This window comes from Bacteroides sp. NSJ-39 (assembly GCF_014287315.1).
Classification (GTDB): Bacteria; Bacteroidota; Bacteroidia; order Bacteroidales; family Bacteroidaceae; genus Bacteroides; species Bacteroides finegoldii.
On sequence record NZ_JACOOB010000002.1, the window covers coordinates 159739 to 175378 of the forward strand.

A 15640-nucleotide genomic window follows, 5' to 3' on the forward strand; every position below is an offset into this window, starting at 1 on the left:
AGAAATAATGAGAAAGGAAGATAAAAGTACGATTATAGAGCAAATTGCTGCTACAGTAAAGGAATATGGTCACTTCTATTTGGTAGACGTTACAGCGATGGACGCTACTGCTACAAGCGCACTGAGAAGAGATTGTTTTAAATCAGGCATCAAATTGATGGTGGTTAAAAACACCTTGCTTCACAAAGCACTTGAAAGCCTGGAAGAAGACTTTTCACCTCTTTACGATTCTTTGAAGGGTACTACTGCTGTTATGTTTTGCAACACTGCAAACGTTCCTGCAAAACTTATCAAGGATAAAGCGAAAGACGGTATTCCCGGACTGAAAGCTGCATATGCAGAAGAAAGCTTCTACATTGGTGCAGATCAATTGGATGCTCTCGTTGCAATCAAGAGTAAGAATGAAGTTATCGCCGATATCGTTGCATTGTTGCAATCTCCGGCCAAGAATGTTATTTCTGCTCTTCAATCAGGTGGTAACACCCTTCACGGAGTTCTCAAGACTCTTGGTGAGAGACCCGAATAATTTTCAAAAACAACAAAGTATTTAAACAATTAAAATCATACAAAAAATGGCAGATTTGAAAGCTTTTGCAGAACAATTAGTTAACTTGACAGTAAAAGAAGTTAATGAACTTGCAACTATCCTTAAAGAAGAATACGGTATTGAACCTGCTGCTGCAGCTGTAGCTGTTGCTGCTGGTCCTGCAGCTGGTGCTGCTGCCGCAGAAGAAAAAACTTCTTTCGACGTAGTATTGAAGAGCGCTGGTGCAGCTAAACTTCAAGTAGTTAAGGCCGTTAAGGAAGCTTGTGGTCTTGGTTTGAAAGAAGCTAAAGACTTGGTAGACGGTGCTCCTAGCACAGTTAAAGAAGGTTTGGCTAAAGACGAAGCAGAATCATTGAAGAAAACATTGGAAGAAGCTGGAGCTGAAGTTGAACTTAAATAACATTGGCCTGGTAATCAGGTAATTCGGTTAGGAATCCTTCGCAAGAGGATTCTTAACCTTTTTGTGTATATATTTCAAATTAAGTTCTCCAAATTCATTAATAGATGTCTTCAAATACTGTAAATCAAAGAGTTAATTTTGCTTCGACTAAGAATCCGCTCGAATATCCGGATTTCCTGGAAGTACAATTGAAGTCATTCCAAGACTTTCTACAATTAGATACCCCGCCCGAAAAACGTAAGAATGAGGGATTGTATAAAGTATTTGCTGAAAACTTCCCTATTGCCGATACTAGAAACAATTTTGTTCTTGAGTTTCTGGATTATTATATTGATCCGCCGCGTTATACCATCGATGATTGTATAGAGCGTGGGCTCACTTATAGTGTTCCTTTGAAAGCGAAACTTAAGCTTTACTGTACCGATCCCGATCACGAGGATTTTGATACAGTGATTCAGGACGTATTCCTCGGCCCTATTCCTTATATGACTGATAAGGCTACTTTCGTTATCAACGGCGCCGAACGAGTAGTTGTATCGCAGCTTCACCGTTCTCCGGGTGTGTTCTTCGGTCAGAGTGTACATGCCAATGGTACGAAACTTTATTCGGCTCGTATTATTCCGTTTAAGGGTTCGTGGATCGAGTTTGCTACTGACATCAATAATGTGATGTACGCATACATCGACCGTAAGAAGAAATTGCCGGTAACTACTTTGTTACGTGCGATTGGCTTCGAGAATGACAAAGATATCCTTGAGATTTTCAACCTTGCGGAGGACGTGAAGGTTAACAAGACAAATCTGAAGAAAGTGTTGGGCCGTAAATTGGCTGCACGTGTCTTGAAAACATGGATTGAAGATTTCGTTGATGAAGATACCGGTGAAGTGGTTTCTATCGAACGTAACGAAGTTATTATCGACCGTGAAACCGTATTGGAAGAAGAGCATATTGATGAAATTCTTGAATCGGGAGTTCAGAACATTCTGTTGCATAAGGATGAGCCGAACCAGTCCGATTATTCTATCATATATAATACATTGCAGAAGGACCCGAGTAACTCGGAAAAAGAGGCTGTGTTGTATATCTACCGTCAGTTGCGTAATGCCGATCCGGCTGATGATGCAAGTGCACGTGAAGTTATCAACAACCTGTTCTTCTCGGAAAAACGATATGACCTTGGTGATGTAGGTCGTTACAGAATCAATAAGAAATTGAATCTGACGACTGATATGGAGGTGCGTGTCCTCACTAAGGAAGATATTATTGAAATCATTAAGTATCTGATTGAGTTGATTAACTCAAAGGCAGATGTAGATGATATTGATCACTTGAGTAACCGTCGTGTGCGTACAGTAGGCGAACAGCTTTCCAATCAGTTTGCTGTTGGTTTGGCTCGTATGTCCCGTACGATTCGTGAGCGTATGAACGTTCGTGATAATGAGGTGTTTACTCCGATTGATTTGATTAACGCGAAGACTATTTCTTCTGTAATCAATTCATTCTTCGGAACGAACGCACTGTCTCAGTTTATGGACCAGACAAACCCATTGGCTGAAATTACGCATAAACGCCGTATGTCTGCGTTAGGTCCCGGTGGTCTTTCCCGTGAACGTGCCGGATTTGAGGTTCGTGACGTTCACTACACACATTATGGTCGTCTTTGTCCGATTGAGACTCCTGAAGGTCCGAACATCGGTTTGATTTCTTCATTGTGTGTATTCGCTAAGATTAATGATCTTGGATTTATTGAAACTCCTTACCGTAAGGTGGAAAATGGAAAAGTGGATCTTTCTGAAAACGGTCTGGTTTATCTGACGGCCGAAGAAGAAGAAGAAAAGATTATTGCACAGGGTAATGCTCCGTTGAATGACGATGGTACATTTGTGCGTAATAAAGTTAAATCTCGTCAGGATGCTGACTTCCCGGTTGTTGAACCGTCTGAAGTTAACCTGATGGATGTATCTCCTCAGCAGATTGCCTCTATTGCCGCTTCATTGATTCCGTTCTTGGAACATGATGATGCTAACCGTGCATTGATGGGATCTAACATGATGCGCCAGGCAGTTCCTTTGTTGAGAAGTGAAGCGCCGATTGTAGGTACAGGTATCGAACGTCAGTTGGTAAGAGACTCCCGTACGCAGATTACTGCAGAAGGAGATGGTGTTGTTGACTACGTGGATGCTACTACTATTCGTATTTTGTATGACCGTACGGAAGACGAAGAGTTCGTAAGTTTCGAACCTGCCTTGAAGGAATATAGAATACCTAAGTTCCGTAAGACTAACCAGAACATGACGATTGACTTGCGTCCGATCTGCGACAAGGGCCAACGGGTGAAAAAGGGTGATATCCTGACCGAAGGTTATTCTACAGAAAAGGGTGAGCTGGCATTGGGTAAGAACCTGTTGGTGGCTTATATGCCTTGGAAGGGATATAACTATGAGGATGCTATTGTATTGAACGAGCGCGTTGTACGTGAAGACCTGTTGACTTCAGTTCACGTAGAAGAATATTCTCTCGAAGTTCGTGAAACGAAGCGTGGTATGGAAGAATTGACTTCTGATATCCCGAACGTCAGTGAAGAGGCAACTAAGGACTTGGACGAAAACGGTATCGTAAGAATCGGTGCCCGTATCGAGCCGGGTGATATCATGATCGGTAAGATTACTCCGAAAGGTGAATCTGATCCTTCTCCCGAAGAAAAACTGCTTCGTGCGATCTTTGGTGATAAGGCCGGTGATGTGAAGGACGCTTCTTTGAAGGCATCTCCTTCTCTGAAAGGCGTTGTTATCGATAAGAAATTGTTCTCACGTGTGATCAAGAACCGTAGCTCTAAGTTGGCAGACAAGGCACTGTTGCCTAAGATTGATGATGAGTTTGAATCTAAGGTTGCAGACTTGAAACGCATTCTGGTTAAGAAACTGATGACTTTGACAGAAGGCAAGGTTTCTCAGGGCGTGAAAGACTACTTGGGGGCGGAAGTGATTGCTAAGGGAGCGAAGTTCAGTGCATCTGATTTTGATTCACTTGACTTTACTTCTATCCAGTTGAGTAACTGGACCAGTGATGAGCATGCTAACGGTATGATTCGCGACTTGGTGATGAATTTCATCAAGAAATATAAAGAACTGGATGCGGAACTGAAGCGTAAGAAGTTTGCTATTACCATTGGTGATGAGCTTCCTGCTGGTATTATCCAGATGGCAAAAGTATATATTGCTAAGAAGCGTAAGATCGGTGTGGGTGATAAGATGGCAGGTCGCCATGGTAACAAGGGTATTGTATCCCGTGTTGTTCGTCAGGAAGATATGCCGTTCTTGGCAGATGGTACTCCGGTCGACATTGTATTGAATCCGTTAGGTGTGCCTTCTCGTATGAATATCGGTCAGATTTTTGAAGCTGTACTTGGACGTGCCGGAAAAACATTGGGCGTTAAATTTGCTACTCCTATCTTCGATGGTGCTACAATGGAGGATCTGAACGAATGGACAGACAAGGCAGGACTGCCGCGTTACTGTAAAACGTATCTTTGTGACGGTGGTACAGGTGAGCAATTTGACCAGCCGGCAACTGTAGGTGTAACTTATATGTTGAAGTTGGGCCACATGGTTGAAGACAAGATGCATGCTCGTTCTATCGGTCCGTACTCATTGATTACTCAGCAACCTCTTGGTGGTAAAGCGCAGTTCGGTGGTCAGCGTTTCGGAGAAATGGAGGTTTGGGCACTCGAAGGTTTTGGTGCTGCTCATATCCTGCAGGAAATCCTTACTATCAAGTCTGATGACGTGGTAGGACGTTCGAAAGCTTATGAAGCAATTGTGAAAGGTGAACCGATGCCGCAACCTGGTATTCCGGAATCCTTGAACGTATTGTTGCACGAGTTGAGAGGATTAGGTTTGAGTATCAACTTGGAATAATTAATAAATTGGGAATTGAAAATTGAGAACTGAAAATGGAGAGTTTTTAGTTTTCAGTTTTCATTCTTCGGTTTCTTAATTTTTAATTTTTAATTTTCCATTTTCAATTAAATATAGAGTATGGCTTTTAGAAAAGAAAATAAGACGAAAAGTAATTTCTCGAAGATCTCAATTGGTCTGGCTTCTCCGGAAGAAATCCTTGAGAATTCGAGTGGTGAAGTTTTGAAGCCTGAAACCATTAATTACCGTACGTACAAACCCGAACGTGATGGCTTGTTTTGCGAGCGCATTTTCGGTCCTATCAAGGATTATGAATGTCATTGCGGTAAATACAAGCGTATCCGTTATAAAGGTATCGTCTGCGACCGTTGTGGTGTGGAAGTTACTGAGAAGAAAGTACGCCGTGAACGTATGGGACATATCCAGTTGGTTGTGCCGGTGGCTCATATCTGGTATTTCCGTTCGCTCCCTAATAAAATCGGTTATCTGCTCGGATTGCCGACAAAGAAACTGGATTCGATTATATACTACGAACGTTACGTTGTTATTCAGCCGGGTGTAAAAGCTGAAGACGGTGTAGCTGAATATGATTTGCTTTCTGAAGAAGAATATCTGGATATTCTGGATACACTTCCAAAAGACAATCAATATCTTGAAGATACTGATCCGAACAAGTTTGTTGCAAAGATGGGTGCTGAAGCTATCTATGATTTGCTGGCCCGTCTGGATTTGGATGCTTTGTCTTACGAATTGCGTCACCGTGCAGGTAACGATGCTTCACAGCAACGTAAGAATGAAGCTTTGAAACGTCTTCAGGTAGTAGAATCGTTCCGTGCATCACGTGGACGTAACAAACCGGAATGGATGATTGTACGTATCGTACCAGTTATCCCGCCCGAACTTCGTCCGTTGGTTCCGTTGGATGGTGGCCGTTTTGCTACCTCTGACTTGAATGACCTTTATCGTCGTGTGATTATCCGTAATAACCGTCTGAAACGACTGATCGAAATCAAGGCTCCGGAAGTGATCTTGCGTAATGAAAAACGTATGCTTCAGGAATCTGTAGATTCTTTGTTCGACAACTCACGTAAGTCAAGTGCTGTGAAGACAGACGCCAACCGCCCGTTGAAGTCTTTGTCTGACAGTTTGAAAGGTAAACAAGGACGTTTCCGTCAGAACTTGCTGGGTAAGCGTGTTGACTACTCTGCCCGTTCGGTAATCGTTGTTGGTCCGGAATTGAAGATGGGTGAATGCGGTATTCCTAAATTGATGGCTGCCGAATTGTACAAGCCGTTTATTATCCGTAAACTTATTGAGCGCGGTATCGTTAAGACTGTGAAGTCTGCCAAGAAGATCGTTGACCGCAAGGAACCGGTGATTTGGGATATTCTGGAACATGTAATGAAAGGACATCCGGTACTGTTGAACCGTGCTCCGACATTGCACCGTCTGGGTATTCAGGCTTTCCAGCCTAAGATGATCGAAGGTAAAGCTATCCAGTTGCATCCGTTGGCATGTACGGCATTCAACGCTGACTTTGACGGTGACCAGATGGCTGTTCACTTGCCTTTGAGTAATGAAGCAATTCTGGAAGCACAAATGTTGATGCTTCAATCACATAATATATTGAACCCGGCAAACGGTGCGCCTATTACTGTGCCTGCACAGGATATGGTTCTTGGTTTGTACTATATTACTAAGTTGCGTGCCGGTGCGAAAGGTGAAGGTTTGACATTCTACGGACCGGAAGAGGCGTTGATCGCTTACAATGAAGGTAAGGTAGATATCCATGCTCCGGTAAAAGTTATCGTGAAAGACGTTGATGAAAATGGTAACATTGTAGACGTAATGCGCGAAACTTCAGTAGGACGTGTGATTGTTAATGAAATCGTTCCGCCTGAAGCCGGTTATATCAATACAATCATCTCTAAGAAATCTCTTCGTGATATTATTAGTGATGTAATCAAGGTATGTGGTGTGGCTAAGGCTGCCGACTTCCTGGATGGAATCAAGAACTTAGGTTATCAGATGGCGTTCAAGGGTGGTTTGTCATTCAACTTGGGTGATATTATCATTCCGGAGGAAAAAGAGACCTTGGTGCAGAAAGGTTACGACGAAGTAGAACAAGTCGTAAACAACTATAATATGGGTTTCATTACCAATAACGAACGTTACAACCAGGTGATCGATATTTGGACACATGTAAACTCTGAGTTGTCTAATATCCTGATGAAGACAATTTCTTCGGATGATCAGGGATTCAATTCTGTATATATGATGCTTGACTCAGGTGCCCGTGGTTCTAAAGAGCAGATTCGTCAGTTGTCAGGTATGCGTGGTTTGATGGCAAAACCGCAGAAAGCAGGTGCAGAAGGTGGTCAGATCATTGAAAACCCGATCTTGTCGAACTTTAAAGAAGGACTTTCGGTGTTGGAGTACTTTATCTCTACCCACGGTGCTCGTAAAGGTTTGGCGGATACCGCTTTGAAAACTGCCGATGCCGGTTATCTGACTCGTCGTCTGGTAGACGTATCACACGATGTGATTATTACAGAAGAAGACTGCGGTACACTTCGTGGATTGGTTTGTACAGACCTTAAGAATAACGATGAAGTTATTGCTACTCTGTACGAACGTATCTTGGGACGTGTTTCCGTACATGATATTATTCATCCTACAACAGGAGAACTGCTTGTTGCCGGTGGTGAGGAAATTACAGAAGAGATTGCCAAGAAGATTCAGGATTCTCCGATCGAAAGTGTTGAAATCCGCTCGGTACTGACTTGTGAGGCTAAGAAGGGTGTTTGTGCTAAATGTTACGGACGTAACTTGGCTACGAGCCGCATGGTTCAGAAGGGTGAGGCTGTCGGTGTAATCGCAGCTCAGTCTATCGGTGAGCCGGGTACACAGTTGACATTGCGTACATTCCACGCCGGTGGTACTGCTGCCAATATCGCTGCTAATGCAAGTATCGTTGCTAAAAACAATGCACGTCTTGAATTTGAAGAGTTGCGTACGGTAGATATTGTAGATGAGATGGGTGAATCTGCAAAAGTGGTAGTAGGTCGTTTGGCTGAAGTTCGTTTTGTAGATGTAAATACCGGTATTGTTCTTTCTACTCATAACGTTCCTTACGGTTCAACGCTGTATGTAGGCGATGGTGAATTGGTAGAAAAAGGCAAGATGATTGCTAAGTGGGACCCGTTCAACGCTGTAATCATTACTGAAGCAACCGGTAAGATCGAATTTGAGGGCGTGATAGAAAACGTTACTTATAAGGTTGAATCGGATGAAGCTACAGGTCTTCGTGAAATTATTATTATTGAATCCAAAGATAAGACAAAAGTACCTTCGGCTCATATCTTGACAGAAGACGGTGATCTGATTCGTACTTATAACTTGCCGGTAGGTGGTCACGTGATCATCGAAAATGGTCAGAAAGTGAAGGCCGGTGAGGTTATCGTGAAGATTCCGCGTGCCGTAGGTAAGGCAGGTGATATCACGGGTGGTCTTCCTCGTGTTACTGAATTGTTTGAAGCTCGTAACCCGTCCAATCCTGCTGTCGTTTCTGAAATCGACGGTGAGGTGACAATGGGTAAGATCAAGCGTGGTAACCGTGAGATTATCGTAACTTCTAAGACTGGTGAGGTTAAGAAATACTTGGTAGCATTGTCTAAGCAGATCCTTGTACAGGAAAATGACTATGTACGTGCAGGTACTCCGTTGTCTGACGGTGCTATTACTCCGGCGGATATCTTGGCTATTAAAGGTCCTACGGCTGTACAGGAATATATCGTGAATGAAGTTCAGGATGTATACCGTCTGCAAGGTGTGAAAATCAATGATAAGCATTTTGAGATTATCGTGCGTCAGATGATGCGTAAGGTACAGATTGACGAACCGGGTGATACTCGTTTCTTGGAACAACAGGTTGTAGATAAACTTGAGTTCATGGAAGAAAACGATCGTATCTGGGGTAAGAAAGTCGTGGTTGATGCAGGTGATTCTCAGAATATGCAAGCCGGTCAGATTGTGACTGCCCGTAAGTTGCGTGATGAGAATAGTATGCTGAAACGTCGTGACTTGAAACCTGTTGAGGTTCGTGATGCGGTAGCCGCAACTTCTACTCAGATTCTTCAAGGTATTACACGTGCTGCTTTGCAGACTTCAAGCTTTATGTCGGCTGCTTCCTTCCAGGAAACAACGAAGGTATTGAATGAGGCTGCTATTAACGGCAAGGTTGATAAACTGGAGGGTATGAAAGAGAACGTTATTTGCGGTCACTTGATTCCGGCAGGTACCGGCCAGCGTGAATTTGAAAAACTTATTGTTGGTTCAAAAGAAGAGTATGACCGTATCTTGGCTAACAAGAAAACGGTACTCGACTACAATGAAGTAGAATAATACAATTCAATTGACTAGATAAAGGAGGAGCGATTGCCTGATGAGGTAGTTGCTCCTTTTTTTGATCTTGAAGGTAATTGGTTGTGGAGGGAAACGTATCAGATAGTCTGATTGTATATAGAGTTTTTTTCATTACTTTTGTACAAAGTATATAGGTATTTGATTAATCCTTGAATAATAATGCGACAATCATGAAAAAGTTCTGTTTCTTGTTTATCAATTCTTTATTTCTAGTCTCTGGTATTTTTGCGAGCGAAACAGATTATACCAAAGGGCAATATATTCGGTTTCACTACGCCATTGGAAAGTTAGAATATGTCTTGGAACTTCAACCCGATGGCAGGCCCTTGGTTGGCTGCTCATATCTGGGAATATTATGGCTATACAAGGGATTTGAATTTTTTGAAAGAGACAGGATATGAACTGATCAAGAGTAGTGCGGATTTTGAGGTTGATATGATATGGGAGAATAATCAGTCGAAAGAAGCCACGGTACGTTCCGGTGCGGGAGGAAATTGTGTGATAAAGTATGGGAATAAAATGTTGTCCTTTAAAACCATAAAAGGGCAAAGTTATCAGCTAAAATATGATGTGGCTAAAAGATTGATGAAAGAAAAATGAGAGTATAGTCTTTTCTGAGTGTACGGAAAATGAAATCCCGGCGGAACTTTGATCGTTTCGTCGGGATTACTATATTGAGATACTGTTAATTAGCTCTTATTTGCACGTTTGCGTTCTATCTCGTCTAGAATTACTTTACGCATACGCATTGCTTTCGGAGTAACTTCTACATATTCATCCTCCTTGATATATTCCAATGCTTCTTCAAGAGAGAATTGAACGGGAGGAATCAAACGTGCCTTTTCATCGGAACCGGAAGCACGCATATTCGTCAACTTCTTCGATTTGGTAACGTTGATAACTAGGTCATTGTCGTGAGAATGTTCGCCTACCACTTGTCCGGCATACACTTCGTCTTGCGGGAATATGAAGAACTTGCCGCGATCCTGCAATTTGTCGATTGCATAAGCAAAAGCTGTTCCGCTTTCCATAGCGATCATGGAACCGTTGGTACGGCGTTCTATCTCTCCTTTGAATGGCTGATATTCTTTGAAACGGTGAGCCATAATCGCTTCACCGGCAGAAGCAGTCAATACATTCGTTCGCAAGCCGATAATACCGCGTGAGGGCATGTCAAACTCAAGATTGATACGTTCGCCGGTATTTTCCATCTTGACCATCTCACCCTTACGGCGTGTCACCATATCAATGATCTTGCTTGAATACTCTTCCGGTACGTTGATAGTCAATTCTTCAATCGGTTCACATTTGACACCATCAATCTCTTTGAAAATAACTTGCGGCTGCCCCACTTGGAGTTCATATCCCTCGCGGCGCATCGTCTCGATCAGTACGGAAAGGTGAAGTACACCACGTCCGGAAACGATCCATTTACCATCTTCCTCACTTTTCTTTACGCGAAGAGCCAAGTTTTTATCTAGTTCTTTCATCAAGCGGTCGTGGATATGACGTGAAGTCACAAACTTACCGTCTTTGCCGAAGAACGGAGAATCGTTAATGGTGAACAACATACTCATGGTCGGTTCATCAATAGCGATTGGCGGCAAAGCTTCCGGATTTTCGAAGTCGCAAACAGTATCTCCGATCTCAAATCCGTCGATACCTACCAATGCGCAAATATCTCCCGATGAGACTTCTGTCGTTTTCACACGGCCCAGACCTTCGAAAACATGAAGCTCCTTAATTTTAGTCTTGAACATATCGCCATTGCGTTTTACAAGCGTTACGTTCATACCTTCTTTTAAAGTACCGCGATGTACACGGCCTACGGCAATACGGCCGGTATAGGAAGAATAATCCAAAGAAGTAATCAACATCTGCGGAGTACCTTCCAACTGTTGTGGAGCCGGAATGTTTTCAACGATACAATCCAGCAGAGGAGTGATTGTATCGGTTGGCTTTTGCCAGTCGGTACTCATCCAGTTGTTTTTGGCAGAACCGTAGATAACGGGGAAATCCAACTGGTCTTCCGTCGCATTAAGACTGAACATCAAGTCGAATACCATTTCGTAAACCTCTTCCGGACGACAATTAGGCTTATCCACCTTATTGACTACGACAATGGGTTTCAAACCGATTTCCAATGCTTTTTGCAGTACGAAACGGGTTTGAGGCATGGGACCTTCAAAGGCGTCTACCAACAGAATACAGCCATCGGCCATATTCAACACACGTTCTACTTCACCACCGAAGTCACTATGTCCCGGAGTATCAATAATATTAATTTTGGTACCGTTGTAGTTGATGGAAACGTTTTTAGAAAGAATCGTTATACCACGTTCACGTTCCAGATCGTTGTTGTCCAGTATAAGTTCACCACTATTTTGGTTGTTGCGGAACAAGTTTCCCGCCAATAGCATCTTGTCAACCAGCGTTGTTTTCCCATGGTCTACATGGGCAATGATTGCAATGTTTCGAATATTTTGCATATAATACCTATTATTTGGCTGCAAAGGTACGAAAATAGGATTAGAAATATGTGCAATGATAGCAATTTTTTCTTGTAAAACGTTGTGGGATATAAAGATAATACCTATCTTTGCACGCTCAAAAGAATAATTTACTATATTAAAATTCTAAAAGTTATGTATTTAGACGCTGCTAAAAAGCAAGAAATCTTCGGAAAGTACGGAAAGTCTAACACTGATACTGGCTCATCTGAGGCGCAGATAGCTTTGTTTTCCTACCGTATTTCTCATCTGACTGAGCACATGAAGCTCAACAGAAAAGATTATAGTACAGAGAGAGCTTTGACAATGTTGGTAGGTAAACGTCGTCGTTTGCTTGACTACCTGAAAGCAAAAGATATCGAAAGATATCGTGCAATTGTTAAAGAACTCGGTTTGCGTAAGTAATTTACTTGCTGCGGAAAGATTGAAAAGCCGTTCCTTGTTAGGGGGAACGGCTTTTTTATTTCTTCTTTTGGGCTGATGAGCATATTTTCTCACTTATAATTGTGTCCATCTAAAGAATTTGCTATTTTTGCAGTTTAATTATTATAAATTATCACCTTTGATATCTAAAATGCTTTCAATATGGATACAAGTAAAATTGTCGGCGAAAAAATTAAAGCTCTGCGAGAAGATAAAACAATAACCATAGAAGAACTGGCGCAACGTTCCGGTCTGGCCATTGAGCAGATTGAACGTATCGAGAATAATATCGATATTCCTTCTCTTGCACCGCTAATTAAGATTGCGCGCGTGCTGGGAGTGCGTTTGGGTACTTTCCTTGACGACCAAGATGAAGTCGGTCCGGTGGTATGCCGTAAGAAAGAAGCTAAAGATGCGATTAGTTTCTCTAATAATGCGATTCATTCCCGCAAGCACATGGAATATCATTCTCTGTCGAAGTCGAAAGCGGATCGCCACATGGAGCCGTTTATTATCGACGTAATGCCGACTGAGGATACCGACTTTGTGCTGTCTTCTCATGAGGGAGAGGAGTTTATTATGGTGATGGAAGGTATCATGGAAATCAGTTATGGTAAAAATACCTATCTGCTGGAAGAGGGAGATAGCATTTATTACGATTCCATTGTTCCTCATCATGTGCATGCCTACGAGGGGCAGGCCGCTAAGATTCTGGCAGTGATTTACACTCCGATTTAGCGAAATACGGTTAATCATTAATTACTAATCAATTAATCACTAACTACATGCAATTATTTGATCGTACTTTGGGCCAGTGGCTGGAACACTGGGCTGAAGAGACCCCTGATAAGGAATATATCGTATATTCCGACCGCAACCTCCGTTTCACCTGGAGCCAGTTCAATCACCGTGTGGATGATATGGCGAAAGGACTTATTTCTATCGGCGTGGAACGGGGAACCCATGTTGGCATTTGGGCGGCTAATGTTCCGGATTGGCTGACGTTGCTTTATGCTTGTGCCAAAATCGGTGCGGTATATGTTACGGTAAATACGAACTATAAGCAATCCGAGTTAGAATATCTTTGCCAGAACTCGGATATGCATACCCTTTGTATTGTAAATGGCGAGAAGGATAGCGACTTCGTACAGATGACTTATACCATGCTTCCGGAATTGAAGACTTGCGAACGCGGTCATTTGAAGAGCGAGCGTTTTCCGTATATGAAGAATGTAGTATATGTCGGTCAGGAGAAACATCGCGGAATGTATAATACGGCGGAGATTCTTTTGTTGGGAGAGAATGTGGAAGATGACCGTTTGAATGAGCTCAAAAGCAAGGTTGACTGTCACGATGTGGTCAATATGCAATATACGTCAGGTACTACCGGATTCCCGAAAGGAGTGATGTTGACACATTATAATATTACCAATAACGGATTCCTGACCGGCGAACACATGAAATTTACGGCAGATGACAAGCTTTGTTGTTGCGTACCGTTATTCCATTGTTTCGGAGTTGTGCTGGCTACTATGAATTGTCTGACTCATGGTTGTACACAAGTAATGGTGGAGCGTTTCGACCCGTTGGTGGTGTTGGCTTCTATCCACAAGGAACGTTGTACGGCTCTTTATGGAGTACCTACTATGTTTATTGCCGAACTACATCACCCGATGTTTGACCTCTTTGATATGTCCTGTCTTCGTACCGGTATTATGGCGGGTTCGTTGTGTCCTGTCGAATTGATGAAGCAGGTAGAAGAAAAAATGTATATGAAGGTGACCAGTGTATACGGATTGACGGAAGCGGCTCCCGGTATGACGGCTACCCGTATAGATGATTCATTTGATGTGCGCTGTAATACGGTAGGGCGTGATTTTGAGTTTACGGAAGTGAAGGTGATTGATCCGGAGACAGGTGAGGAATGTCCGGTTGGTGTACAGGGTGAGATGTGTAATCGTGGATATAACACCATGAAGGGATATTATAAGAATCCGGAAGCAACGGCGGAAGTCATTGATGAGAATAATTTCCTTCATTCGGGCGACTTGGGCATTAAGGATGAAGATGGGAATTATCGGATTACCGGGCGTATCAAGGATATGATTATTCGTGGTGGAGAGAACATTTATCCACGTGAAATCGAAGAGTTTCTTTATAAACTTGATGGAGTGAAAGATGTGCAGGTAGCCGGTGTTCCGTCAAAGAAATACGGAGAGGCCGTCGGTGCATTTATCATTCTGAAAGAAGGTGTGACAATGCAGGAAGAAGATGTGCGTGACTTCTGCAGAAATAAAATCTCTCGTTATAAAATCCCCAAATATATCTTCTTTGTGGATGAATTCCCGATGACGGGCAGTGGCAAGATTCAGAAATTCAGACTGAAGGATCTTGGTTTGAAACTTTGCAAGGAGAAGGGGATAGAGATTATTTAAATGAAGAATGAATAATTTCACTTTTCTTAGATATAAAAAGAGACTGTCTTCTAATAGGCAAAAAGAAGACAGTCTTACTTTAATTATATGCTTAGAGGTCATTTATAACTTCTGAATTTCTTCCGGTAATAATCCTGTCGCTTTTTGGATTGTCTCTGTGTCCAATCCCATTGATTTCAGATTTCGGGCTATTTCTATACACCCTTCCATTTTTCCTTCCATGCGCCCTTCCATACGCCCTTCCAATTTTGCCCCATCCAACACGTCATTTTGTATCATGATGGCACTCAGGTGTTCGTCATAAGCATGGCGTTCTGCAGGAGACATATTATAATAAATCAGCTTTTTACGAGCTTCCGCCAAACCGGGAGCTTGGGTGTCAGAACGGATACAGCCGGTTTTTAGGTACTCAATCCATTCCTCTAAAGGAGTGACTGCTACTTTATTGAACTCGTTTACGCGGATTAGGAAGTACTCCGGGAAAATCTCTGCAGGAAGTTTATGGACGAGAGCGTCCTTTTCTTTTGTTGTTACTTCAAGCCGATCTCCGGTGTGTACTCCAGTGAAGCTATTCTGTCCATGATATAAATAATCATTTCCTTTTCCGATGTCGAAGTACAGAATGCTAATGGAATAAATCTTTTTCACTTCGTAGTAGCGTTCACCAAGAGAAATGTGTTCTGTGATTGCTTTGGCGACACCGTAAAGGATACGTTCCAAGTAATACAACTCACGCGTATTTTGAATTTCTACTATGATGATTTCGTCTTTGCTGTTTTTGGCTTTGATATCCACACGGTTGAACTTGTCATCTGCGCTTTGCTGATTGCTTTCGCTTTCCAGCAGTTCAATGATCTTCACTTCTTCTCCCAGAAGAACCGTCAGGAATCCTTCCAGTACATCGAAATTCGCTTTTTGACGGAGAAGGCGTTTCACAGCCCAATCAAAGCGTATATATCTGTCCTGCTGCTCCATATCTATCT

9 protein-coding genes and 1 pseudogene are annotated in these 15640 nt (G+C 42.6%); 8 read left to right on the plus strand and 2 right to left on the minus strand.

The window, feature by feature from the left end; all coding sequences use genetic code 11:
* Nucleotides 1-7: 7 nt before the first annotated feature.
* From rplJ to H8S63_RS03565, 5 genes and pseudogenes are all read left to right on the plus strand, one after another.
* Nucleotides 8-526: a 50S ribosomal protein L10 gene (gene rplJ, locus H8S63_RS03545; protein ID WP_007755658.1), complete on the plus strand. Its 519-nt coding sequence runs from the start codon at nucleotides 8-10 to the stop codon at nucleotides 524-526.
* Nucleotides 527-572: 46 nt separating this feature from the next.
* Nucleotides 573-947: a 50S ribosomal protein L7/L12 gene (gene rplL / locus H8S63_RS03550; RefSeq protein ID WP_004296358.1), complete on the plus strand. Its 375-nt coding sequence runs from the start codon at nucleotides 573-575 to the stop codon at nucleotides 945-947.
* A gap of 104 nt (nucleotides 948-1051) precedes the next feature.
* On the plus strand, nucleotides 1052-4864 hold the full coding sequence (rpoB, locus tag H8S63_RS03555; RefSeq protein ID WP_007755656.1) for a DNA-directed RNA polymerase subunit beta: 3813 nt from the start codon (nucleotides 1052-1054) through the stop codon (nucleotides 4862-4864).
* Between the two features lie 120 nt (nucleotides 4865-4984).
* On the plus strand, nucleotides 4985-9268 hold the full coding sequence (gene rpoC, locus H8S63_RS03560) for a DNA-directed RNA polymerase subunit beta' (protein WP_186925737.1): 4284 nt from the start codon (nucleotides 4985-4987) through the stop codon (nucleotides 9266-9268).
* A gap of 273 nt (nucleotides 9269-9541) precedes the next feature.
* Nucleotides 9542-9889 (plus strand): annotated as a pseudogene (locus H8S63_RS03565) (glycoside hydrolase family 95-like protein); the annotation flags it as partial.
* A gap of 89 nt (nucleotides 9890-9978) precedes the next feature.
* Here H8S63_RS03565 and typA read toward each other — a convergent pair.
* Nucleotides 9979-11778, minus strand: a complete 1800-nt coding sequence (gene typA / locus H8S63_RS03570) for a translational GTPase TypA (RefSeq protein ID WP_007755649.1) — start codon at nucleotides 11776-11778, stop codon at nucleotides 9979-9981.
* Between the two features lie 156 nt (nucleotides 11779-11934).
* On the opposite strand from typA, the gene rpsO reads away from it, so the two are divergent.
* The 3 genes from rpsO to H8S63_RS03585 all read left to right on the plus strand — a co-directional run bounded on the left by rpsO (nucleotide 11935) and on the right by H8S63_RS03585 (nucleotide 14657).
* Nucleotides 11935-12204: a 30S ribosomal protein S15 gene (gene rpsO / locus H8S63_RS03575; protein ID WP_007763600.1), complete on the plus strand. Its 270-nt coding sequence runs from the start codon at nucleotides 11935-11937 to the stop codon at nucleotides 12202-12204.
* 180 nt (nucleotides 12205-12384) lie between these two features.
* Nucleotides 12385-12960 (plus strand): helix-turn-helix domain-containing protein, encoded by a 576-nt coding sequence (locus H8S63_RS03580; RefSeq protein WP_007755644.1) that lies wholly within the window; start codon nucleotides 12385-12387, stop codon nucleotides 12958-12960.
* A 47-nt stretch (nucleotides 12961-13007) separates the two neighbouring features.
* Entirely contained in the window at nucleotides 13008-14657 is a 1650-nt protein-coding gene (locus H8S63_RS03585) for an AMP-binding protein (protein ID WP_022276184.1), read from the plus strand.
* 102 nt (nucleotides 14658-14759) lie between these two features.
* Here H8S63_RS03585 and H8S63_RS03590 read toward each other — a convergent pair whose 3' ends face one another.
* Nucleotides 14760-15632: an Rpn family recombination-promoting nuclease/putative transposase gene (locus H8S63_RS03590; protein ID WP_186925738.1), complete on the minus strand. Its 873-nt coding sequence runs from the start codon at nucleotides 15630-15632 to the stop codon at nucleotides 14760-14762.
* Nucleotides 15633-15640 lie beyond the last annotated feature (8 nt).